General features: G+C 40.8%; 20 protein-coding genes. 15 read left to right on the top strand and 5 right to left on the bottom strand.

The window, feature by feature from the left end; translation table 11 throughout:
• Positions 1 to 308: 308 nt before the first annotated feature.
• Positions 309 to 1,559: an ATP-grasp domain-containing protein gene (locus RSX31_RS14125; protein ID WP_148995204.1), complete on the top strand. Its 1,251-nt coding sequence runs from the start codon at positions 309 to 311 to the stop codon at positions 1,557 to 1,559.
• 161 nt (positions 1,560 to 1,720) lie between these two features.
• Here the strand turns inward: RSX31_RS14125 and RSX31_RS14120 are convergent, their stop codons facing one another.
• The 3 genes from RSX31_RS14120 to RSX31_RS14110 form a co-directional block, all read right to left on the bottom strand.
• Positions 1,721 to 2,827, bottom strand: a complete 1,107-nt coding sequence (locus tag RSX31_RS14120) for a UDP-N-acetylmuramoyl-tripeptide--D-alanyl-D-alanine ligase (RefSeq protein WP_282139253.1) — start codon at positions 2,825 to 2,827, stop codon at positions 1,721 to 1,723.
• 20 nt (positions 2,828 to 2,847) lie between these two features.
• Positions 2,848 to 3,891, bottom strand: coding sequence for a YheC/YheD family endospore coat-associated protein (locus RSX31_RS14115; RefSeq protein WP_315634968.1), 1,044 nt, complete (start codon positions 3,889 to 3,891; stop codon positions 2,848 to 2,850).
• Between the two features lie 109 nt (positions 3,892 to 4,000).
• Positions 4,001 to 6,004: a DUF2817 domain-containing protein gene (locus RSX31_RS14110; protein WP_315634967.1), complete on the bottom strand. Its 2,004-nt coding sequence runs from the start codon at positions 6,002 to 6,004 to the stop codon at positions 4,001 to 4,003.
• A gap of 272 nt (positions 6,005 to 6,276) precedes the next feature.
• Here RSX31_RS14110 and RSX31_RS14105 point away from each other — a divergent pair, with 272 nt between their 5' ends.
• From RSX31_RS14105 to RSX31_RS14050, 12 genes are all read left to right on the top strand, one after another.
• Positions 6,277 to 6,669 (top strand): GNAT family N-acetyltransferase, encoded by a 393-nt coding sequence (locus RSX31_RS14105; RefSeq protein ID WP_148995202.1) that lies wholly within the window; start codon positions 6,277 to 6,279, stop codon positions 6,667 to 6,669.
• Positions 6,670 to 6,695: 26 nt separating this feature from the next.
• Positions 6,696 to 8,090 (top strand): UDP-N-acetylmuramoyl-tripeptide--D-alanyl-D-alanine ligase, encoded by a 1,395-nt coding sequence (locus RSX31_RS14100; protein ID WP_187443618.1) that lies wholly within the window; start codon positions 6,696 to 6,698, stop codon positions 8,088 to 8,090.
• Between the two features lie 23 nt (positions 8,091 to 8,113).
• Entirely contained in the window at positions 8,114 to 9,529 is a 1,416-nt protein-coding gene (locus tag RSX31_RS14095) for a Mur ligase family protein (RefSeq protein WP_315634966.1), read from the top strand.
• A 21-nt stretch (positions 9,530 to 9,550) separates the two neighbouring features.
• On the top strand, positions 9,551 to 10,936 hold the full coding sequence (locus RSX31_RS14090) for a UDP-N-acetylmuramoyl-tripeptide--D-alanyl-D-alanine ligase (RefSeq protein WP_315634965.1): 1,386 nt from the start codon (positions 9,551 to 9,553) through the stop codon (positions 10,934 to 10,936).
• A gap of 151 nt (positions 10,937 to 11,087) precedes the next feature.
• The gene (locus tag RSX31_RS14085) at positions 11,088 to 12,569 is read left to right on the top strand and encodes a C40 family peptidase (protein WP_315634964.1); all 1,482 of its coding nucleotides are present in this window, start codon (positions 11,088 to 11,090) and stop codon (positions 12,567 to 12,569) included.
• 673 nt (positions 12,570 to 13,242) lie between these two features.
• Complete coding sequence (locus RSX31_RS14080; RefSeq protein ID WP_315634963.1) at positions 13,243 to 14,118, top strand: ABC transporter permease subunit; 876 nt, start codon at positions 13,243 to 13,245, stop codon at positions 14,116 to 14,118.
• Position 14,119: 1 nt separating this feature from the next.
• Positions 14,120 to 15,127, top strand: a complete 1,008-nt coding sequence (locus RSX31_RS14075) for an ABC transporter permease (RefSeq protein WP_315634962.1) — start codon at positions 14,120 to 14,122, stop codon at positions 15,125 to 15,127.
• Between the two features lie 422 nt (positions 15,128 to 15,549).
• The gene (locus RSX31_RS14070) at positions 15,550 to 17,529 is read left to right on the top strand and encodes an LTA synthase family protein (protein WP_315634961.1); all 1,980 of its coding nucleotides are present in this window, start codon (positions 15,550 to 15,552) and stop codon (positions 17,527 to 17,529) included.
• A 344-nt stretch (positions 17,530 to 17,873) separates the two neighbouring features.
• Positions 17,874 to 18,626, top strand: a complete 753-nt coding sequence (locus RSX31_RS14065) for a DeoR/GlpR family DNA-binding transcription regulator (RefSeq protein WP_315634960.1) — start codon at positions 17,874 to 17,876, stop codon at positions 18,624 to 18,626.
• Positions 18,623 to 19,534: a 1-phosphofructokinase gene (gene pfkB, locus RSX31_RS14060; RefSeq protein ID WP_315634959.1), complete on the top strand. Its 912-nt coding sequence runs from the start codon at positions 18,623 to 18,625 to the stop codon at positions 19,532 to 19,534. The genes RSX31_RS14065 and pfkB overlap by 4 nt, the downstream gene beginning before the upstream one ends.
• Positions 19,535 to 19,546: 12 nt before the next feature.
• Positions 19,547 to 21,418, top strand: a complete 1,872-nt coding sequence (locus RSX31_RS14055; RefSeq protein WP_315634958.1) for a PTS fructose transporter subunit IIABC — start codon at positions 19,547 to 19,549, stop codon at positions 21,416 to 21,418.
• A 106-nt stretch (positions 21,419 to 21,524) separates the two neighbouring features.
• Entirely contained in the window at positions 21,525 to 22,256 is a 732-nt protein-coding gene (locus RSX31_RS14050; RefSeq protein WP_148995192.1) for an MgtC/SapB family protein, read from the top strand.
• 40 nt (positions 22,257 to 22,296) lie between these two features.
• Here RSX31_RS14050 and RSX31_RS14045 read toward each other — a convergent pair whose 3' ends face one another.
• Positions 22,297 to 22,989, bottom strand: coding sequence for an MgtC/SapB family protein (locus tag RSX31_RS14045; RefSeq protein WP_148995191.1), 693 nt, complete (start codon positions 22,987 to 22,989; stop codon positions 22,297 to 22,299).
• Between the two features lie 102 nt (positions 22,990 to 23,091).
• On the opposite strand from RSX31_RS14045, the gene RSX31_RS14040 reads away from it, so the two are divergent.
• On the top strand, positions 23,092 to 24,021 hold the full coding sequence (locus RSX31_RS14040; RefSeq protein ID WP_148995190.1) for a DMT family transporter: 930 nt from the start codon (positions 23,092 to 23,094) through the stop codon (positions 24,019 to 24,021).
• Positions 24,002 to 24,502: a GNAT family N-acetyltransferase gene (locus RSX31_RS14035; RefSeq protein ID WP_315634957.1), complete on the top strand. Its 501-nt coding sequence runs from the start codon at positions 24,002 to 24,004 to the stop codon at positions 24,500 to 24,502. Before RSX31_RS14040 ends, RSX31_RS14035 begins: the two co-directional genes overlap by 20 nt.
• A gap of 64 nt (positions 24,503 to 24,566) precedes the next feature.
• Here the strand turns inward: RSX31_RS14035 and RSX31_RS14030 are convergent, their stop codons facing one another.
• Positions 24,567 to 24,743, bottom strand: a complete 177-nt coding sequence (locus tag RSX31_RS14030) for a hypothetical protein (RefSeq protein WP_187443431.1) — start codon at positions 24,741 to 24,743, stop codon at positions 24,567 to 24,569.
• Between the last annotated feature and the right edge of the window lie 336 nt (positions 24,744 to 25,079).

Raw genomic sequence — 25,079 nt, 5'->3', positions numbered from 1 at the left:
TGTGTTTAGTCTCTACTCAGTATATGAGCTGTTTTTTGATAAGTATGGGCAACTAAAGGTGAAAACAGATAATTGGACGAGAATTTGCTAGACTCCTGTTAAAAAACGAAACAGCTTGACTACCACCTGCAAGGATAGAGTGAATAGAGGGGAAGCGGCTCTTTACATATATAAAATATTTAGGGGTATCATCATTGAATCAGCCTACACCCCCAAAGTATCAACAGAATAAACTGTACAGTAATGCAATGCTCGTACCCATCCTGAGCTTTGAAAGAGAATATGATAAATGAAGGAGCGTACCTTGAATGAAGTCTATCATCTTTATAGAAACCACTAAGTCAGGTTCAAGCAGGGAAGCAATTAAGACGGCAGACAGACTTGGATTTTATACCGTCCTGTTCACTGAAAGACCAAATTTTGTGGCGAAGCGGGAGGAATTTCCCGATGTCCATTTGATGAAATTATGTAATCTCAGTGATATGAAAGTACTGCAAAAGGAAGTAAAAGCCCTAATTTTGAAAGGGATAGAAATTTCCGCTATTGTGAGCTATGTCGATCCCCATAGCTACACAGCATGTACTCTTGCCGATCACTTTAATTTAAATCATTTTTCAACTGAAGGAATGAAAAATATTCAAAATAAAATTCAATCACGGGAACTGCTGAAGAACTCATCAGTAACTCCAGAATATTGGACGGTTGTAACAAAGGCAGAATGTAAGGAGTTAGAACCGAAAATCAAGAATAAGTTTCCTTTGGTCATGAAATCCCCAAAATCTACCGGCTCTAAAGATGTGTACAAGGTTGGAAATCTAATAGAGTATCGGAAGCGGTATAATACGTTGAGTACCCTTTATGAAAATCAGCCGATATTAATAGAAGAATACCTTCCGGAACCTCAGTATCTGGTGGAAGTGGTGGTTCACAAAGGAAAGGTTCATATTATGGCAATCATCAAACAGGATATTCAGTATAATAGACGCTTTATCGTGATGGGTTATAAATTATTACTGAATCCAGGGGTAAGATTTTCAAATGGTCTGATGAAAGCGATAAAAGAGATCGTTGCCAAGCATGGGCTCGAGACCGGACCTTGTCACTTAGAGCTTCGCCGCAAAGGAAATCAGTGGAAGTTGATTGAAATAAATGCACGTATTTCAGGTGCCGGAATGAATAATATGATCAAAGCAGCCTATGGAATCAATCTGGTTGAAGAAATGTTGAAAATGGCGCTGGGGAATGATCCGGATTTAACGCCTAAGTTTCAAAAGAATGTGTACATGCAGTACGTCACGGTGGAGAAAAAAGGGACACTCGAGAAAGTTACAGGAAAAAGAAAAGCCCTTGCCTCCCAGGGGGTAGTAGAAGTTTATGTCAAGCCCCGTAAAGGATCAGTGATTACACCGCCCTTGTCTATGGGACACCGGTACGCCTATGTAACCGCTGTTGGAAATACAGCAATAGAAGCTGAGGCGAACGCGAAGAAAGCAGCTGCAGAAATTCAGTTTTGGATTAAAGAGTCTCCGAAGGAAAAGATTACAACGGTCATTCAATAAGAAAAAGGGAGGGTGTGCATTTTCCTCCCTTTTTTCATGTACAAGTCAAAAAATGTGTACCTAGTAAAGAAAACGCCTTGTTTAAGCTTTAGCGGCTTTAAACAAGGCGTATCATTTTTATATGAATTTTTCTCTTCAGATGGTGTTCAATCCGTAGGATGTTAACCAAAAATCTTCTTGCAATATTCCACCGTATCCACCATCTCAAGGCCGCTTGCTCCTTTAATCAGAATCGTCCAGTTTGGTTGGATGATTTTTTCTAGTTTAGCATTTAATTCATTCATATAATGTCGGTTAAAGTGAAAGATTCTCTGTTTGTTCATACCAGCTTCTCTTGCGCCGGCTCCAATATTTTTGGAAAGGTTGCCATAGGTAAAGAGGTAATCAATCTTTTTCTCAGCGACGTATCTTCCTATTTCTTTGTGAACGGCTTCATGTTTGTCTCCAAAGCCTGCCATACTTCCCAGAACTGCCACTTTCTTTTCACCCTCCAATTTCGTAAGTACGTCGAGTGCTCCTTTCATGGCATCAGGGAAAGCATGGACTGTATCATCAATCAGCGTGATATTGCTTTTCAGCTGCATAACATCAAGCCTGTGCTTTGGCTTCTTAACTTCATTCAATCCTTGTTTAATTTCTTCAGGCTTAAAGCCGAGAAGGTCCGAAATGGCGATGGCGAGAAGGGCATTGTAAACATAAAATTCTCCATGGTATGGGATGGAAAAGGTATGTGATTTACCAGAAAGCTTTAGGTCAAAGCTGATACCTTCCACGCTGTAGCGCAGATTTTTTGCCTGGTAATCTGATGGGGAATGAATGCTGACCTTCTTCAGTACTCCTGTGAAATTCTTAGTGTGAAGAAGCTTTGAATTCTTGTCATCTCCATTTAAGAATAAATGTCCATCACGATCCATTCCCTTAATAAGCTCCGATTTAGCAGCAGCTATTCCCCTGATATCGCCATTGAAGTTGCCAATATGGGCAGTACCGATATTGGTGATCGCTCCTATGTTAGGCTGGATTATCTTGCAATGCTTTTGGATTACGCCGGGAAACGCCATTCCATACTCAAGTACAATAGCCCGATGAATGAAGTTGATTTCATCCTGGTGCTTTTCTGTATGGTCGGTCCGGTTCCAATAATCACTGGATTCGAAGATAATCCAGCGGGTTCTGAGAATAGACGCGATGAATGATTTGGTAGTTGTTTTGCCTGAGCTTCCGGTTACAGCAATGATCGGTCTTTCAACGGAGAAATCTTTATCCATAGTAATCCTCCTTTCATTATTTACTTGGATTTTTCCTTGGCTAAATAGATGCAGTATTGTATGGTGTTTTTGACAACATCCATCTCAAGATAAAAGGTCGGGGGACATCCTGGTCTCCAGTTCACTTCATAGATCCATATTTTCCCCAGGTCATCCAAAGCAACATCAATTCCAAGCTCATCAATACTTTCTGAATAACGTTCCTTTTGCAATTCGTCCAAATGCCGGGCAAGGAGCAAAGAAAAGTTTTCTAAATAGCGCTTAATGTTAAAGTAATCATGATTTCCAAATTCCTGCTTCAAAAAAGGAACCAGATAATTCATCGAACCGCCGTTGTTAATGTTTGAGACAATCGTTCCCGGTGCGCCGATCCTCGGATAGATAGAGGTAATGACCCATTTCCCATCACCGTCTTTTTGAACGTGAAGCCGAAAGTCAAATACGCTTCCATCTTTTGTCCGGCAATTGATATAAGGCTGGACGAGAAATTCCTCTTCTTGAATATGATCTGAAACAAATACTTTTAATTCATCATAGGAAAAAAGATGATCGTCCGTGTTCAGTAACACTCTAAAATCATTTCCGACACGTTCAATATAAATAATAGATATACCTTTACGCCCGTTTACAGGTTTAAAGACAATCTTCCGATAAGCTTCCAAAAAAGAAAAGAAGTGATTCGTCCCTCTTACTACTTCTGAGGGAATCAAATATTGTGTGAACTCTCCAGCTTCCTTCAGTCGTTTATAAACCGCCATTTTATTGCCGATCGAATGGGTGGTAAATGGAATAGTCTTCTTCAGCTTCTGAATAACGTCATTGGATTTAGCAAGCTTTTCAGGGCTTCCTGTGTTATAGATAACATCAGGAAACGGAAATGTTCCTTCCACCCACTTTCCGTCTTTATATTCAAATCCGGAAATGGTTTTCCTTATAAAATCTACTCCCCCTGGAGAAAAATAGACCATCTGCGTTCCTTCTGCCTTGGCAACAGCTGCATAAGCGTATGATTTAATAACACTATCAGGATGCTTTCGGTGGTGCAGCATTCCAATTCGAATCAATTGACTAACCTCCTTTAAAATATCTTCTTCCTTACTAGTAAATGATGGTCGTCCCGTTGGGGGAACGACACTTGTGATTAGGTATATCGCCTTTTTTACATCGTTCAACTCATGAATAAATGGCATTCCATAAAAGTCTATAGAGATAACTTGTGTGTCCCCTGAAGCAAATTTCCAACCCAAAGAGAATGACATTTCCCGAAAGGCTTGCGATGATGGCAGCCTTTCCTTGTGCTTGATCATAGTCAGGCCAGTAGCCTGCAAGTAACGAATCAGGATTATTCTTATATATTGCGACCACCTTCATATTGCCGGTATTCGTAAACCAGGCTGGCCGGTAAACAAAACCGGTATCTTCAGCGTGATATCCTTTGGTTATGGGATGGTTCTCATAGTGGATCTGCAATAATGCATTTTTATTCCAGCCGCCAGAATGAACCTCAGCTTCACTCAGCTCAAGAATAGAGGTTAAGGCTTTAGAAGCGCCAGCACCTATTCCGATCACTTTTCCACCCTTTTTTACAAAGGCATGAAGGTTATTCCGGCAGGCTTCCTGTTGAGCGGGGGAATCGAGTACGAAATCGCGGTAAAGGCTTCTTATGTTTGATGGTGGATAAAATAAGTGCTCATACCCGTTGTAAATAAGAACATTCACAGAGGATAATGCTTCTTCTGAAGCTAAATCCTTCGCTCTAAATTCCTGGAACGGAATATTCATTTGCTGCAGGGCAAGCTTCAGCCCTGAATGAGCCTTTTTATGAAAAAGGCCATCATCTATAAGAATGCCTACAGAAACAGGTGCACCTGCGCTTGTTTCTTTAGGTTTAGAGTTTTTTTTCAAATATTTGAAGGGTTTCATACCTGCATCTACCTTTTCAAATACAGGGTGACAGTTGACCCCCCAGCTTAATGGAAGACTCCAGGAACAAAATTCAGATATTCTTTCAGATCCTGACGAGAGATCTTCCCCTTTAGTGAGGAAACAGTAAGCTATATTCGCTCGTGCTTGATTCATTGGGACAATGGTGGTGCCTGCTGAAAATGAATGTCCTTCATACGTGAAATCTTTCGTAGAGGAGTACAGCTTTATTCCATTCTTCTGAAGATGTCGCTTTAGTTTCCTGAACTCTGAATGGCGTTCGTTCTTTTCTGTCAGTACGTAGTATTTTGGAAAAAAGTCCTGTGAGTGAGTGGGATGAACATTCTTGATTCCACGCTGGAAAAAGGCAGCTTGATTTTTGTTTAGTTCCTCTTTGTGCTTTGAAATATGGGTAAGAGCAGCTGAAAGAGCTAAAAGAAGCCAGGTGATGCCATCCTCTGAACGGCTCGGTGATTCAATGGTAATCCCAATCGCACCATGCAGCATCGAATACATCGAACAGCAATATGGACTATAGTCATCCCATCCACCTTTTCCATCACGGTAAGGAATGAATGTCCCTTTTAACGACTTAAACCTCTTAGAAGAAAACGTTTCTTTTTCTGCAATTAGAAAGTCTTCCATGCGCTGAGCAAGGGGCAGTGCGCCCTTCAGATATAAATCATATTCATAAGCCGGGTTGTGGGGTGGGGTACAGGGTTCAATCAATCCAATGTGAGAGGATTTTTTCCATACATACCCATGCAAGTCCAATACGACGGCAGGCTTTTCTTTCACAATGAGATTGACGATGCTCTCTGTTTCAGGCTGTGATTGTGTAATGAAATCCCTGTTTATATCAAAGCCCTCTGCATTATAGCGTGTCTTATGCACATATCCGTCTGGATTACAGCAAATGACACAAAATATAATCAAATCATCCAGCCATTTCGTGCTATCGCCATCTTTTTGAATCTTATTCAAAAAACGCATTAAAGCTGTCGATCCGGTGGCTTCATGTCCATGAATGGAAGCGGTAATGACGATTGGCGTTTTCTTGCGTCCCCCTAAAGAGCTTTTCCTTGTTTGAACTATTTTTGTTCCGGAATCGGCAGGCTTTTGAATCGTAACACACCAAATGTCCCGACCTTCAATGGATTTGCCGATTGAGGAGAGGGAAAGGAATGGACATTGTTTCGTTTTCTTCTCTATTAATGCTTCTAGTTTTTTATAAGAAAGTATAGTACTTCCCATGTAGTCATAGCCTCCTTTCTATAGTTAATTCAAGGGGAGGTAATTCTGCTATGGACAAGTGTCCCTTTAGGACAAAATGATGCATTTTCACTGCCGGATGTCTTTCTGAACCTCAACCGCTTTTCGACTCAACCGATTTCTTGACAACCACTAGGAACAGCCATCTTGTGGTAACAGCCTTATATAAATAGCCTTTAGCCGTTTCCTCAGTGAAAACTTGTACATATATTAATACATAGAAGAGGGTTAACAGATTAAGAGAGGTGATTCCCATGAATATATCGATTGAGAAATCCACATTTAAGGAGCTGGAGCCTCTCATTCTACTTGCTGGTAAAGATGGAATGAGGGTTAATGACGTGCCGGGATCTGTATGGTTTTGTGCAATAGTGGATGGAGAGATGGCTGGATTTGTTTCTTGTTATATAAGAGAGAAGCATGGAAAGGCGGTATTTAAAAGTGATTATGTTCGGGGGGAGTACAGACGGAGGGGCATCTATCGAAAACTTTTTGAAACGAGATTGAACTACGTGAAGAAATTCAATGTGAGAAAGATTAAAGCTTCCTGTACGAAAATGTCTTTAGAGTGCTTCTTATCTTACGGTTTTAAGAAAACAGAAAGCAGGTCAAGGAAATATACAGATGTTTTGATGTTTGTAGATTAGATTACTAGATGAGCAGGAGGAACGAAATGATTACGCTGAAATTAACGGATATCAGAAGGCTGTTAAATGGAAGGCTGGTAAGTGGTTCTGAAAATATGAACATCCATGATGCGATAATATTCCATCAGCATAAGTTAAAGAAGAGTCATACACTGGTTTTCATGGATAAAAGGAAGGCGATCAGTGAGAAAAAATGGAAGAGAATGATAAGAAATGCTCCTTGTGCCGTGATAACAGATCATGACCAAGATTCTGTAAACGAGGATGAGGGATTGACCATCATTCAAGTAGAAAATGTAAGAGAAGCCTTTATGAAGTTTGTAACAGGCTACCGGAAAATATGCTCACTCCCGATTGTTGCCATCACGGGGACATGCGGGAAAACAACGACCCGGGAGATGCTCACACATATTATGGAGGAGAATCATTCTGTCACTTCAACGGAGTGGAATGATAACGCCCCCCATAGGTCTTTTGAATACCTGATGAAGATAAATGAAAGCACAGACTTCGGTATATTCGAAACAGGCTTGGGCGGACCGGGTGATCTACGGTATCACTGTAAGGTTTATCAACCGGACATCGGGGTTATTACCAACATCGGAAGTTACCACCTTGATCGTTGCAAGACCTTCGAAGGATACCTTGCAGCTAAAGCGGAAATGCTTGAAGGACTGCAGAATAAAGGAACGCTACTCTTAAATGCAGATGATCCGAACATTTCTAAAATCAGCTTGGAGGAGTATAAAGGAACCGTTCATTATTTCAGTATCCATAAGCATTCCGACTTCAGGGGAACCTCAATATCCATCAGTGAAGAAGGAACCCGTTTCATCTTACAAGCAAACGGCAAAGAATACCCTGCCTTTATCCCAGAAATCGGAGAGCATCACGTCTACAATGGATTGGCTGCTTTACGGGCAGCGATAGAACTCGGGGAAGACATTGAAACGGGAATCAGAAGGTTAAGTAGCTTTAAAAATATAGAAAGGCACTTTGAACTGTGTAAAGGACGGAACGGGTCAACCATCATCGATGATACTTGGAACGTCAACCCTACCTCTTTAAGAGAAGCCATTAAAACACTTTCTATTATAGGAAAAGGAAAGAAACGTGTTGCTCTTCTCGGAAATATCGAGAGGCTTGGCGCAGAGTCAAAGGATGTACACAAGCAAATCGGAAAATACGTGGTGGAATGTGGCATAGATGTCCTGATCACGTATGGAAAGAAAGCGCAGTATATAGCGGAGCAGGCAGCAAGGGAGAGTCAGGATATCATCGTGCATCCTTTTACCAGTATTAAAGGGATGGACAAAACGATTTTGAATCATCTGGATGAAGACACATATGTGCTGGTGAAGTGCCGGGCCGGCAGTAGACCCTTGATGAGATTAAGAAAACGCTTGATGGAATCTGAGTAAGAATGGAAAAGGGAGGGTGAATGGTGAAACGTTTACAGCTAAAGGAAGTAATAGAGGTGGTGGGAGGGCGCTTGGTTCATGGTTCAAAGGATGTAGTGGTGAAAGATGCAGTCATTTATCATCTCCATCCCATCATTCAGAGCCACACCATGATCTTTTTAGATAGAAGGCAGCCATTCAACTATGAGAAAATACAACATCTGGAACCCTTTGTCATCATTAGTGATGCGAGGAATAGCAGGGAGAAATATCAGGAAGCCTTTGCGGTGATTGAGGTGGAAAATATCAGAAAAGCCATATTTGCATTTGCTGAATATTATAGAAGCTTATTCAATATACCCGTTATTGCCATTACTGGAACGGATGGTAAAACAACGACTAAAGATATGATTGTTCATATTTTAAAAAAGCAGTATTCCGTTCAGTCCACTGTAAGAAGCAGAAATGCGCCAAGGAAGTCCTTCGAATATCTGATGGGAATCGATGAGGATACAGAAGTGGGTGTATTCGAAACCGGCTTGGGGGCTCCCGGAAATCTTCGATATCATTGTGATATCTTCCAGCCTACCATCGGAATCATCACGAACATAGGAATCTTTCATTTGGATAAATGTAAAACATTGGAAAATTATATCTTAGCAAAGGGAGAAATCATTGAAGGTTTAAAAAACAAAGGGACTTTACTTGTAAATGGAGACGATGAAAATATAGCAACACTTCCATTAAAAGACTATAAAGGGAAGCTGGTTTCCTTTGGGAAATCCGCAGGGACAGATTTGAGAGCTACTGATATTAAAATGGATTCAAGTCAAACCAAGTTCACGATGACATATGATTATAAACAATATTCCGTGGTTCTGCCTTGTCTCGGCGAGCATCAGGCTTATAATGCAATGGCAGCGATCGGTGCTGTACTGAATGTGGGTGTGGATATCACCAATGCCATCAATGCACTGCAATCGTTTAATGTACTGGAGAAACACTTACAAGTGAAGCAGGGGATCAAGGATTCTACCATCATTGATGATTCATGGAGTTTAACTCCCGGAGCATTAAAAGAGGCATTGAAAGTCCTGCAATCCATTGCGTACAACCGGAAAAAGATCGTATTAATCGGCGATATCGGCAGGTTGGGAGATCACACGACAAAAACGCATTTAGAAGTTGGGGAGATGATTTCGGAGCAAAACATAGATGTTCTCATAACCTATGGACAGAACTCTAAAAAAATCGCTGATAGAGTAGAAGAAAAAAACACGCATATCCAAGTATACTCATATTTAAATATTCAAGACGTATATCAAAAGGTCATCTCATTATTATCACCTGATAGTTTATGTTTGTTTAAGTGTTCAAATACAGATAATGATCTAATGGAACTTAAAGAACATATTATCAAGAAAGGTGAAATGGAAAGGAAGCAGCATGATGAACGATAACATTAGGACAGGAGTGAGACAATGAAACCTCTGCCACTGAAAGAATTGATAGGTGTGATGAACGGAGAGGTCGTATACGGGGATGAAAATTTCGTCGTGAAGGATGCAATGGTTTCACATTTACACAGAATAAAAGAGAAACATACGTTAATTTTTTTGAAGAAGCGCAAAGCCTTTCACATTGATAAGGCGAAAAGATATTCGCCTTATGTCATCGTAACCGATAAAAGCGATGAAGAACTGAAGGATATAGAAGCTGCCGGTATGATAAGGGTCCAAGATGCAGATGACGCCTTCTGGGCTTTTACCCGGTATTACCGGCAATTATTTGAACTGCCGATCGTCGCAGTTACAGGTACTTGTGGAAAAACCACTACCAAAGAAATGCTTTCCCACCTTTTATCCTCCACACATTCCATTCAATCCACCATCAGAAGCAGGAATGCCACCAGGAAATCCTTCCAATATCTAATGCGAATCGATGAAAATACAGATGCTGCCGTGTTTGAAACGGGTCTGAACGGTCCGGGTAATCTTCACTATCATTGCAAGGTGTTTCAGCCCACGATTGGAATCATTACAACGATCGGTGTCGATCATTTGGATAAGTGTAAGACGTTAGACGGATATATTAAAGCAAAATCCGAGATCGTATCAGGTGTCAGGAAAGGTGGCACTCTTATCCTAAACAGCGAGGATGAAAACACAAAAAAAATATCTCTCACAGGTTTCACCGGCGATATCATTTATTGTGGAACAAGTGAAAGTGCTGATTATAGGGCAAGTGATATGGTTTACAAAAAGAACGGAATGTCATTTACTTTGCACCATAAAGAGAAGACTTATAGAGCCTATTTACCGGGATATGGTGAGCATCAGATTTACAATGCGCTGTTTGCTCTTGCAGCAGCCCATAAAATCGGGTTGAACCTTAAGAAGGCAGTGATACGATTGAGGGCTTTTGAAAATCTGGAACGGCATCTCCAGGTTGAAGAGGGCATCAATGCTTCTGTGATCATCGATGACACGTGGAGCTCAAACCCAACATCAGTCGCAGCAGCCATTCAAGTATTGGAAACTCTGGGAAATAATAAAACAAACGCTTTATTATTAGGTGATATTGCCTATTTAGGAAGTCATGTAAGGGGAATTTATCATGATTTAGGAAAATTAATTGCATCTACAAAAATCGATATCTTAATTGCGGTGGGGGAAAATACAAAGCATTTAGCAGAGCAGGCAAAAAAATATGGGTTTAAAGGAAAGGTATTCACAGCAGCTTCAACAGCTCTTGTAAAGGAATATGTCGAAAATCTGCTAGATGAAAAAACCATTCTTTTAGTTAAGGGTTCTATGATGGATAGAGAATTAATAGGGCTTGCAAAGTCCCTTAAAATGAAAGAATAAACAGGTGAGAATAAAGACCTATTCACTTACCCCCGCATGTATGACAAAACATCCTTGGCAATTATTACATCCATTTTTGGGTGAAAATCAATGTTATACTTTCTGTGGTTAATTATTAGAAAATTTCACTTTATTCACAGGAGGTAGAAACATGAAGAAATTAATGACAACAGCGGTTTGCACAGTTGCTTTGACGTTCAGCTCTGTGTCTATTCCGCTTGTGCAGCAAGCAAATGCAGCAACAGCTCCCCAACAAGCTGAGGTAGAGCAGAAAGCTGATAATATCATATCTACTGCAAAGAGTTTAATAGGCAAAGCGACATACGAAAGGTATGTTTATAACCCGCCACATCAATTTGGCTGCAGTGGGTTCATTTACTATGCCTTCAAACAGAACGGTATCGACCTTGCAACAAGGGATACAAACGTACAGGCTCAATTAGGTGAGTATGTACCAAAGGATCAGCTGCAAAAGGGAGACATTGTTTTCTTTGACTCAAATCCGAATGATAATGATCCTGTGACTCATAATGGAATATATATAGGCGATAACAAGATCATTCATATGGCAGACGAAGAGAATGATATTCTTATCTCAGACTTAGACGGAAAAGAATATTATCAGAAAAACTATAAAACAGCACGCCGTGTACTTCCTTCCTTTATGTTTGATCAAGCAGCATCCTCAACTGGGGAAAAGGTAGTTGAAATTGCGGAAGGTTTAATTGGAAAAGCATCTTACGGCACGCCTTATAATGAAGAAACCTTGACCTTCAATGGTGCAGGAATGACTTATTATTCGTTTAAACAAGTAGGAATCGACCTGAAATCAAAAACAGCCAGTGAACAATCAAAACTGGGTGAACCGGTTAAACGTCAAGACCTTCAAAAGGGTGACCTTGTGTTCCTTTCAAATAATTCAAGTAACGGAAAGATTGTTCATGTAGGTGTTTATGCCGGGAATGATCAAATCGTCCACGCTGCCGGTTCTCAAGCAGGAATCAAGAAAAGCGTTATTCTTAACGGCTACTACGACGAACATTATGTTACAGCGCGCCGTGTGATTGATGTGAAAGCGGCTGATACAGAAGATCAACCTGAAACGACAGAACCTGAAGCACCTTCAGTGGAACCTCAACCGGATGGACAGACACCTACTGCCCCTCAGGAAAAACCTGAACCAGAAACGGATGTTCAACCTGAGGAAAAACCAGAGAACACGGAAGACAAGCCTGCCCCTGCTCAAGATAAAGGCACAGAAGTATCAAGCCTGGCAGAAGATTTAATGGGAAAAGCTCAGTATGGGTATTCTTATGATGAAAGTACAATGAGCTTCAACAGTGCGGGACTTGCTTATTATGTATTTAAACAGAACGGAATCGATCTTCAGGATAAAACTGCAGCAGGTCAAGCGACAAAAGGCCAAAGCATCAGCAAATCCCAATTGAAGAAAGGCGACTTAGTGTTCTTCTCGAATTCTTCAAGTAATGGAAAAATTGTCAACACCGCGATCTACGTAGGCAACAATGAAGTAATCATGTCTGCCGGCAAGAGCGTGGGCGTAGTTAAGCGAAACCTGGATAGAAGCTGGTACCAAGAAAATTACGTAACTGCCCGCAGAATCATTCAATAGCAAAAGCTTATAAAACAAAAGTTTGTGTTCTTTTCCAAAGTCTAAATCTAAAATGACCGGAGTCCTTTAAAGGATTTCGGTCATTTTTTTTGTTTTGGAGACTTTTGAAAAGGCTCTTTTCGTTAAGTTTGTTTAATAACATTGAATCTGATAGGGCTCTGTCAATCAGTGTGTGCTGGATGGTGAGGGGAACTGCTCCGCTTGCAGCTAGCGTTCGGCCGAGCCTCCTCAGCTTCGCTTCCGGGGTCTCGGCACGACCATACTTCCGCAGGAGTCTACGCAGTTCCCCTCACCATCTATAAGAGATTTTCTTGACAGAAATTAAAAAGGCGCTTTTTATAAGAGGTTGCTTTCTAAAAATTAATTTTATCTTTTTTAGATTTTATTAAAAAACACATTGCTTAGAAAGTTGATTCTCGCTGCAGGTGCTCGACTCCTGCGGGAATAGCGGGAAAGTTGAGACCCCGCAGGGCAAAGCCCGAGGAGGCTCAACTCACGCCCCGCGGAAAGCGAGCACCTGGAGCGGAAATCAACCACTACTCGCTTTTTCATAAGCAACAAAGTTTACGAAAACAGCCTTACGAAAAGAAATATCGAAAACAGGAAAAATATGTATAAACACCGGTAATCTATGATACTATTAAAAATAATAATCCAACAGGAGGACAATCCATTGAGGGGTATTGGCGGTATTTTACTTAAATTCTTCTTATCTATAGTAGGCATTATTTTTATAGGCGGACTGCCCGTTCTCCTTTCCGGTATAGGGCATCGTGAATTAAGGTTGCAGGCGTATTGGCAATCCATTAAAGAAATCGTGTCTGCCCTGTTTCACCCGGGGGATTTAACATATGTCACTATCGGTGGCCAAAAAGAACGCGACTTGTTTCCTTATTTGTGGGAGCCGATCACCTATTCGTTACTCGTGTTGTTTTCTGCCTTTCTTCTGGCCGGCTTCTTAAGTATTCTCCTCACGATCCTCACCATGTTGTTTTCTCAAAAAAACCGGAATCGAATCAAGTTTATGTTTTATTTATTCGAATCCGTTCCGGATGTACTGGTTATCCTGAGTGCTCAATTACTTGTCCTCTTTCTCTATAAACAAACAGAGATACTGTTTTTTGAAATTGCTTCAGTTGATATGGAACGGGCCTTTCTTCTGCCGGTTCTGGTATTGGCGATTCTGCCCACAGTTCAGTTGTTCAGGATGTCTATTCTTTCATTTGAGAATGAAGAAAGAAAAGACTATGTCACATTGGCACAATCCATTGGACTCGGTAAACTGGTGATAGTAACCTTTCATATTTTAAGGAATGCGGTTATCTCCGTGTTCTTTCAATCAAAAAAGACCATCTGGTTTATGCTCTCTAATCTATTTGTGCTGGAGCTGCTATTCAATATAGCAGGAATAACCCGCTTCTTAATGTCGACGTTGCAGCCGAAAATGTTTACCATTGCGGTTCTTTCCATTTTCATTCCTTTGTTTGTCTTCTACACAGTGGGAGAAATCGTTCTCTCAAAAAAAGCGAACAAGGGGGAGGAAATATAATATGAAGAAAAGTGTGTGGCAAAATCCATTATTTCTTATCGGATTTACGTTTATTGCCCTCATGCTCCTGTCCAGTTTTATGTATTCGTTGGTGTGGGGGAATGAAGTGAGAAGACTGTATTTCATTAGTATTGATGGTGTTGTTGTGGAATCCTCCCCGATATCACCTAAATGGCTATTCCCATTTGGAACCGACCCCCAGGGGCTTGATATGCTCGGTAAAATCATTATCGGAGCAAAGTACACGATTTTAACCGCATTAGTGATTGCCTTTCTACGTGTATTATTAGCGATCCCGATCGGACTCATTCTAGGGACATTTCTTGTGAAGTATAAGAAATACATCAATGGCTGGATCGATTCCTTCCATTACATCCCCTTAACGATTCTTGCTTATTTTTTGTTGGAACCGATTCTTTGGGAACCATTTGGCGGGTTTCCTAATTCGATCGTTGAACGCTTCATCATTGAAATATTGATTTTGACCTTCCTTATTGTGCCCATTTTGTCAGTTTTGTTTGGCAACGAAGTCTCTATGCTCTACAAACAGGAATTCATCATGAGTGCGAAAACACTTGGAGCGGGAAAATGGCGGATCATTTTCAAACATATTTTACCCGGATTGAAAGAAAAGCTTGTGATCGTACTTGGACAGCAATTCATGCAGACCCTGATCATCTTTATTCATTTAGGGTTACTGACCCTGTTCCTAGGGGGAACCGATGTAGACTATCAAATGATCAAAGACCCTCCAAGATCCATCACCTACGAATGGTCGGGGCTGATCGGGGACTCATTCAGGTACCTTCAAGGAGCACCGTGGGTTCCACTGACACCTATTCTGTTCTTTTCTGCCACAATGCTATCAATTTCATTGATGATAGAGGGATATGTCCAGACAACGAGCGGCCATTCTTATTATAAAGAGAAATTCAAAGCGGCTTATCGGCCACATAATGAAAGAAAAGGTTCACCGGTGCAGGATGACTTTGATAAGGTAAAAATGTAGAAGGGCATGCGCATAATAATTGAAGAAGAAAACAAAGAACTTGGTAAAAATTTCATAGTATCTTTAGGTTTGTATAAGAGAATTCCAGGGAATAAGTTTACACTGAGTAAACAATCTTAAATCACTATTAACATTTCTAGTATATATATCCACAAGATTGGGAAAGTATGGGTCGTTCACGAATCGTTCAAAATGAACAAAGCCTTGACAGCTCAAGCTTTCCTGCCTCGCTTGATACGGAATGTCGAATTTTCATGAAATATTTTTGTTACGAATCTCAACAAAATGTTATACACATGAAATTATTTTTTGTTATAATACTCGTTGTTGATTCAAATGAATTTACATTTGCTAAACAAATTCTTAATAAACTTTCAGTCATACATGATTTAAATAAATACTAATAAAAAAGGTGATGAAGCATGAACTTCTTAAAAAGACAGTTTGATGATATGCGTACTGGGAAGTTATCGTTCTTCTTTACAGTCGTTATACTATTTTGGATTAAGACTTATGCCGTATATTTAGCTGAATTTAACCTGGGAATACAAAATGCGCTTCAGCATTTTCTTTTATTTTTTAACCCATTAAGTTCTGCCCTATTATTCTTTGCCTTCGCATTATTCTGGAAAGGCAAAGGACGATATATTGCGTTTATCGTTATTAATTTGTTAATGTCCTTCGTTCTATACGCGAACGTCGTGTACTACCGCTTCTTTAATGACTTTATTACAGTACCTGTTATTTTACAGGCGAAAACGAATAACGGTCTTGGTGGCAGTGCACTCGAATTGATCAGTCCAATCGATATTTTATATTTCTTGGATCTATTCATCATCATTGGATTAATGGTTCTTAAGAAAGTGAAGCCACAGGAGAAATTGCGTTTCCGTTCAGTATTTGCGGTCATGACATCTGCAGTCCTTGTGTTCTTATTGAACTTAGGGTTAGCAAACATTGATCGTCCTGAATTATTGACTCGCAGTTTTGACCGTAACTATCTGGTGAAGTATCTTGGTACTCACAACTTTACGCTTTATGATATTGTTCAAAACTCTAAAACATCTGCTAAGCGTGCTATGGCCGACAGTAATGAAGTTTCAGAAGTTGAAAATTACGTAAAAGCAAATAAAGTAGACCCAAATCCTGAATACTTTGGTAAAGCAAAAGGGAAAAACGTTATCTACATCTCTATGGAATCACTGCAAACATTTATGATTGGCAGAGAGCTAAATGGAGAGGAAGTTACACCATTCTTGAACTCTCTAGTGGATAGTAAAGAAGCGATGTACTTTGATAACTTCTTCCATCAAACAGGTCAGGGGAAAACATCTGATTCTGAGTTTATTATTGAAAACTCATTATTCCCTCTTCCTCAAGGTGCTGTATTCATGACGCATGCTAACAATACGTATCAATCAGCTCCTTCGATCCTAAAGGGAAAAGGATATACGTCAGCGGTATTCCACGGTAACTACAAAACATTCTGGAACCGTTCTGAGATGTACCGTTCGATGGGGTATGACAAATTTTTCGATGCAACTTATTATGATATGAGTAATCCAGAAGAACAGCTTCCTTATGGATTAAAGGATAAGCCGTTCTTTGAAGACTCAATACCGATGCTGGAAAGCTTAAAACAACCGTTCTACACAAAATTCATTACGTTATCCAATCACTTCCCGTTTGACCGTCATGAGGAAGATGCTAATTTCCCTCAAGGTGAAACAGGTAACGGTGTAGTGGATCGATATTTCCAAACGTCTCATTACATGGATCAGGTATTAGAAGACTTTGTGAATGATTTAAAAGAAAAAGGTCTATATGAAGATACGATGATCGTTCTTTATGGTGATCACTATGGAATTTCTGATAACCATAATAAGGCGATGTCCGAGGTATTAGGTAAAGAAGTGGGTAACTATGAAAGTGCTCAGCTGCAACGGGTACCATTGTTCATTCTTAACTCTGGTGCAGAAGGTGGAGTTAACCATACGTTCGGTGGACAGATTGATCTTCGCCCTACAATTATGCACCTTCTGGGAGAAGAGACTAAAGATTATCTAAGCTTCGGTCAGGACCTGCTTTCTGAAGAGCGCAAGCAAATCGTACCTTTCCGTAATGGTGATGTCATTACAGATAAGTACTCTGAAATTAAAGGAGTCTGCTACGATAACGAAACAGGTCAACCTGTAGAAGAAGGAAACAATGCCTGTGAAGAAGCAAGTAAGGAAGCGAACAAGCGTTTAGAGCTTTCCGATAAAGTGGTTTACGAAGATCTACTGCGCTTCTATAAACCTGAAGGATATAAACCGATAGATCGCTCGGATTATCAGTATAATAATCCAAATCCAAAAAGCTCAGAAGATCCTGAAGCTTCACAAGAAGAAAACCACGAATAAAATAAGTAACTTTAAACAAGCTCCATCCACCAATTTTGGTGAGATGGGGCTTGTTTTTTTGTTGGTTGGGTTGATGGGTTTTGTGAAGGGGGCGGATTCAACCGTTGAATGAATCGTTAGCGTTTGTCAGGCAAATATCGGCATGGATTTGACATACGAATAATGGCTCGAATTTAACAGTTGAATAATGAAAGGAATTCAACAGGAGAATAAAAAAGAAACGGATGGTTGTTTTTGATTGATTTATGATAGAAAATGATTACTTTTGATTAAAAGTGATTGATTTTTGTAACCGTTCTCATTATAATGAAAGTAACAAGAAACGGAGAAAGTAGGAGAATGCTATGTTAACGGAGGAACGACATCGAATCATCTTAGACTTGTTGAAGGAGAAAGATGCGATAAAAATCCAAGAGATTGTGGGTGTTACGAACGCTTCTGAGTCAACGATCCGCCGGGACTTAACACAGCTCGAGCAAGAGAAGTTTCTGAAACGTATACATGGTGGGGCTGCTAGGCTTCAAGGGAAATTGAAGGAATTGAGCGTTTCTGAAAAATCATCCAAAAGCTTTCATGAAAAGCAGTCCATCGGTCAATATGCTGCTTCCCTCGTAGAAGAAGGCGATTGCATCTTTTTGGATGCAGGCACGACGACCTTGAATCTCATCGACCATCTACCGGAAATGGATATTGTAGTTGTAACGAACGGGTTGACCCATGTGGACGTCCTCATTCAAAAAGGTTTTAAAACGTATATGATCGGCGGATACGTAAAGCCGGTGACAAGAGCGATGGTCGGGAGTGGAGCGGTTGAATCCTTACGACAGTATCGATTTGATAAAGCATTTATGGGGGCGAACGGGGTTCATGCTCAATATGGATTCACGACTCCTGATCCCGAGGAGGCTCAAGTAAAGCGTATGGCCATTGAATTATCAAGAGAAGCCATTTTCTTAACGGATGACTCCAAGTTTGGAGAAATTGCATTTAGCAAAATTGTGGATCTCGATAAAGCCATGATTATAACGAACGCACTGGACGGCGAACATGACAAGGAAATGATGAAACAAACTACGATAAAGGTTGTGACACCATGATATATACCTTAACACTGAACCCTTCTGTCGATTACATTATGGAACTTGACTCCTTTCAAAAAGGAGGTCTAAACCGAAGTGAGAAAGAAAGTGCATTTCCCGGAGGCAAAGGGATCAATGTCTCCCGTGTTTTACATGTACTGAATGTAGAAAGTGTTGCTCTTGGATTTGCAGGAGGATTTACCGGTGAGTATATTAAACAATTTTTAAATAAAGAAAAGATAAAAACTGAATTTGTCGAAGTAGAAGAAGCTTCACGAATTAACGTGAAGGTTAAGTCCGATGATGAAACGGAAATCAACGGTAGTGGACCATCGATTCGTGAGGCACATATAAAGCAGTTACTCCAGCAAATATCATCATTAACAGAAGAAGACATGATCGTTCTGGCTGGAAGCATACCTGGATCGGTGCCTAAATCATTTTACCAGGAGATTGCTGAGCGATGTAAGGAACAAGGAACGAAAGTGATTATCGATGCCGAGAAGAACTTGATTCAGCCAGTTCTTTCCTTGAATCCCTTCTTGATCAAACCGAATCATCATGAGCTGGGGGAGATGTTTGATGTGAAGATCGAGTCAGTTGATGATGCGGTTCACTACGGAAAGAAGTTGAAGGATTACGGAGTAGAAAACGTGATGGTTTCAATGGCGGAAAAAGGTGCCCTCTTACTGACCGGTAAAGAGGTATTGTATTCTTCCGTACCAAGTGGAGAGTTGCAAAGCTCGGTCGGAGCAGGAGATTCTACCGTTGCCGGATTCCTTGCGGGACTATCAAGGGGCTGGAGCATTGAGGATGCATTCCGCTTAGGAACCTCGGCTGGAACTGCCACGGCTTATTCAATCGGTCTTTGCTCATCGGAGAAAGTGGAAAGCTTATTTACAGAAATTCAGATTACGAAAAAATAGGGGGGAACAAACATGAGAATTACGGAATTATTGACGAAAGATACGATTCAGCTAAATATATCTTCTGCATCCAAAACGGGCGTTATCGATGAATTGGTTTCCGTATTAGATAAAAGCGGGAAGCTAGAGGACCCTAAAGAATTCAAGCAAGCGATTCTTAATCGCGAAGCGCAAAGTACAACAGGTATTGGGGAAGGTATCGCCATTCCACACGCGAAAACATCGGCAGTCAAAACACCTGCGATTGCATTTGGTAAATCAGAACAAGGAGTAGACTATGAATCTCTCGATGGGGCTCCTGCTCATTTGTTCTTTATGATTGCAGCAACAGAAGGGGCCAATCAAACACATTTAGAAGCGTTAAGCCGTCTTTCTTCTATGCTGATGGACTCCGAGGTCCGCAAAGCGTTAGTGAATGCTTCATCAAAAGAAGAAGTTTTAGAAATTATTAATGTTCATGATCAAGAGGACGAGGAAGAGATCCCTGTTGAAACTTCCACAAGCGAAGGAAAGGTCCTGGCCGTAACGGCATGTCCTACAGGGATTGCTCATACGTATATGGCAGCAGATGCGTTGAAAGCCAAGGCGAAAGAAATTGGTGTGAATCTAAAAGTAGAGACGAATGGATCTGGTGGAGCAAAGAACGTCTTAACCTCTGCAGAGATTGAAAGCGCTGTAGCTATAATCGTAGCTGCCGATACGAAAGTGGAAATGAATCGGTTTAAAGGAAAGCCTGTGATTGAGGTTCCTGTTGCAGAAGCGATTAGACGTCCTGAAGAATTATTGAATCAGGCTATGAAACAAGAAGCGCCTCTATATAAAGGTAGAGAGCAATCTGGTGAGACTGGGGCCGGTCCTGAGAAAAAACAAAAGTCAGGCTTTTACAAGCATCTGATGAATGGTGTTTCTAACATGCTCCCTTTCGTTGTAGGTGGAGGGATCCTGATTGCGATCTCGTTCTTATTCGGCATTCAGTCAGCGAATCCTGATTCTCCTGAGTATAATGAATTTGCAGCCATGCTAATGAAAATCGGCGGAGATAATGCCTTCTACTTAATGGTGCCTGTCTTAGCGGGATTCATTGCCATGAGTATAGCTGACCGACCAGGATTTGCCCCTGGTATGATTGGCGGGTTGATTGCTGCAACGGGTCAAAGCGGGTTCTTAGGTGGAATTATTGCCGGTTTCTTAGCAGGTTATGTAGTTCTCGGAATCAAGCGTTTAACAAACAATTTCCCTCCTTCATTGGAAGGGATCAAACCGGTATTGATCTATCCGTTGCTGGGAATTTTCATTACTGGATTCATCATGCTTCAGTTCCTTGTGGAGCCACTGAGTGCAGTGAATACGGGTATTCAAAACTGGCTGGATGGATTAGGAACAGGGAACCTGATTTTACTCGGACTTGTTCTTGGCGGCATGATGGCAGTCGACATGGGAGGTCCGATCAACAAAGCGGCCTTTACATTCGGGATTGCCATGATTGAAGGTGGGAACCTTGCTCCCCATGCAGCCATCATGGCTGGTGGAATGGTACCACCACTGGGGCTTGCACTGGCAACGACACTATTCAAGAAGAAGTTCAATGATAATGAGCGAAAAGCGGGTATCGCGGCTTACTTTATGGGAGCATCCTTTATTACAGAAGGAGCGATTCCATTTGCTGCAGCCGATCCGTTCCGGGTCATCCCTTCTATTGTGACAGGTTCTGCGGTTGCAGGAGCGTTAGCGATGTTCTTTGGGATTGGTTTACCTGCCCCCCACGGTGGATTATTCGTATTCCCGGTAGTAGAAGGGAATCCGTTCCTATATCTGTTAGCAGTACTGATTGGCTCTATTATTACAGCCGTAATGGTTGGGTTATTAAAGAAGCCGATTAAATGATTCATGAAAGAACCAGGTGAACTCCACCTGGTTTTTTTGATTTTTGCGTTTTAAAAGGTTCGTTCCAGGTAAAAAGTATAGGTAGATGATGGAGAGGGGAAAGGTTATGGAGATGATAGATTATCTGGAGATCCCAGATGAGTTTTACACTGCTCTTATTCGTATTATGTTAATCGTTCTACTGAGCGGCTTAATTGGTATAGAGAGGGAATTTAAAAATCACCCTGCAGGTTTACGCACTCATATTCTTGTGGGTGTCGGCTCCTGTTTATTGATGCTTGTTTCCCTATATGGATTCGAACCGTTTTTAGACGAACACCCTCAATTAGTTGGTTTTGATCCAAGTCGGATTCCTTCCTATGTTATTTCGGGAATCGGCTTTCTTGGTGCGGGAACGATTATGGTCCATGGAGGCGTGACGGTTCGAGGTTTAACCACTGCCGCCAGTATTTGGGTTGTTGCAGGCTTAGGGTTGGTAGTCGGCATTGGGATGTATTATTTAGCGATCTTTACAACACTGGTAATCGTCGTGACGTTATTTTTCTTGAACAACCTGGAAAGCTTTTATAAGGAAAAAGTGAAGCATAAGAAGCTCCTGCTCCTTAGTCTGATTGTGCAAAAGGGGAAGGGTAATATCACGTCTATAAATGACGCACTTCATGATCATGGAATCGAGATCACTCAATACCAAATTGAAGAAGGAGATGAAATGGAGGGGGTGGATGCCTTTAAATATTCCCTTCTTATATTAACTCCAAGTGTCCTTCGATTTAATGAAGTACTGGAAGTTGTCCAGGATTTAGAATGTGTGAAAAAGTTCCAGCTTCACAAAAAATGAAAAGGAAAGAGGGTGTTCATGCATCCTCATTCCTTAACTTCTATAAGCTTTCAATTTCCACATCTTTTATCCCTTCTATTTCTGAAATCGTATAGTAAATGTCTACCGTCTTTTTTCTGAAGTCCACAATGATTTTCAATTCCAAAAGGTGCTGCTGATTCTTTAAGTCTTTGATCCGGATATTTTCAATAGAAATTTCTTCAGCTTTAATTCGTTCAATAATCGATTTGATCTCTTTTTTCTCCAAGATGATAGCACGCAGGGAAAGCTCTTTTTCCCGCAATCGTTTCGGTCCTAAATACGTAATGATAATCGGCACCACTTCAACGGAGACAATCAAGAGGATCACACCAGCCGTAGCTTCCATATAGAAGCCTGCTCCAACAGCAATTCCAATTCCTGCCGCCCCCCAGATCATGGCTGCTGTCGTTAACCCTGAGATACTGTCATTCCCTCTTCGTAAAATCACACCTGCCCCTAAGAAACCGATCCCTGAAACAATCTGAGCTGCCAGTCGCAAAGGATCCATCGTGATATTTACTTTATCCGATCCCTCCGAAATATAAGCAGACTCTATAGAGACAATCGTTAATAAACAACTCACGATACATATAACGAGAGACGTCTTTAAACCTACAGGCTTTCGCTTTAATTCTCTCTCAAGCCCTATGATTAATCCTAAAACCGCAGATACACCCAGCTTTATCATGAATGTTGTATCTAATAGTTCCATCAAGCCCCCTCCAGTTCTACGTGTATCCCTGAAAATTCATGTAGTAATTTACCCCTGCTGATTATAAAATAGGAGCAACGAATACATATCAGGAGGTTTGTCATGTCAGACACAAAGGTTAATCCATATCTATTACTCGCAATCGGAGTCATCTCCGTATCAACCTCTGCTATCCTGGTAAAAGTATCGAGTGCGCCAGCAGGTGTTTTGGCCTTTTACCGGTTGTTTTTCACAGTTCTATTAATGTCCCCAGTATTTTTCTTAAAGTATGTGAAGGAACTGAAAGTTATTACTCTAAGAGATTGGATGTTTTCAATTTTAGCCGGGGTCTTTCTGGCCTTTCACTTCATACTCTGGTTTGAATCCTTAAATTATACTTCGGTTGCCAGTTCTACGGTACTCGTCACATTGCAGCCATTATTCGCTTTTATCGGGGCTTACTTGTTCTTTCAGGAAAAACTAACAGGGAGAGCCATCATCTCGGCGGTTTTAGCTGTTAGTGGGAGTATCATCATAAGCTGGGGAGATTTTAAAATAAGCGGAAGCGCGCTATGGGGAGATATTTTAGCATTGGTGGCATGCGCTCTCGTAACAGGATACCTGTTATTCGGGCAGACGATAAGAAAACGGCTATCCCTCATTACCTACACGTATTTGGTCTATGCGATCAGCTCAGTCGTTTTATTCTTATATGTCATGATGCGTTCCGAAAGCCTTGGGCCATATCCGAAAGAGGATTGGGTCTACTTTCTATTGCTTGCCATTATCCCGACGCTATTAGGTCATTCATTATTCAACTGGTCCCTGAAGTGGTTAAGCACCTCAACCATCTCTATGGCCATCCTATTTGAACCAATCGGCGCTTCAATCCTTGCATATTGGCTCTTAGCTGAAAAAGTGATGATGACTCAAGTGGTTGGAGGTCTTGTCATAATCATCGGCGTTACCTTCTTCTTAATAGAAGAAAGGAAATTAAAAAAGATGGTCCAAAAAGTCAACGAGGTGAAAAAGAATGAAGAACTTCCGCTTTAGAAAGGCAAACCTTCAAGACTCACCCGGGTTAGCATACGTACACGTCCATAGCTGGAGAACGACGTACAAAGGAATCGTTTCAGAAAACTATCTTCAGTCTTTATCAATAGAAGAAAGAGAACAAAAGTGGGTACAAATCCTTTCCGGAACTCATCATACGTATGTATGTGAATTGGATGATGGGAAAATCATCGGCTTTGTTTCATTTGGGAAAGAGCGTTCAGGCGAGTATGAAGGGGAATTGTATGCCATTTATCTTCTGGAAGAATATCAAGGTAAAGGCATCGGGAAAGAGTTCTTAAAAATTGCCGCTACACGTCTTAAAGAACAAGGATACAACTCTATGTGGATCTGGGTGTTGAAAGAGAATCCCTCCAAACATTTCTATTATGCCTTTAAACCTACACTCATTAAGGAAGAGGTATTAACCATTGGTGGTGAGTCGCACCAGGAAGAAGGGTTGCTGCTGGAACTGAAGTAAAAAGGAGTAAAGGAGCCGTCACTCCTTTACTCCTTTTTACTTTATTCACTTAACTAGAGCCCCTTTAAGAAAATACGTATGTAAAACCAGAAAACACAAACGCCATGACGACGGAAAAGATGAAGGTCATTCCTCTTACAGGTGTAGTACTTTCGCTTATCTTAAGAGCTTGTACATATGAATACGCAAACAGATACACAGCCATGATGAAAGATAGAGATAATGCGACGTTAGAAAGCATGATAATAGTCTCCTTTCAGGAATGCGTAGTAATAATGTATATGGAGGTTTACTGTTAAACAGAACAACAGAAGGGATGGATAAAGTTTTTAAAGTTTTCCTTAAAAATATATTGCAATAACATTAACAGCATGTTATATTTATAAGCGTCGCTGATGCAGCAAACAACATTTCGGAAAAATAAATGCAAAAAGTTGTTGACGCGAGAATGAAAGATGTGTTATATTAATAAAGTCGCTTCAGAGCGGAGCGGACAAGCCTTGAACCTTGAAAACTGAACAAAACAAGACAATACGTCAACGTTAATTCTAGATTTATTTTTAAAGAGCTATTCAAA

Origin of the sequence: Rossellomorea yichunensis (genome assembly GCF_032337515.1) — a bacterium.
Classification (GTDB): Bacteria; Bacillota; Bacilli; order Bacillales; family Bacillaceae_B; genus Rossellomorea; species Rossellomorea yichunensis.
The sequence above is the reverse complement of the archived record's forward strand: the minus strand, read 5'-3'. Positions and strand labels throughout refer to the sequence as shown.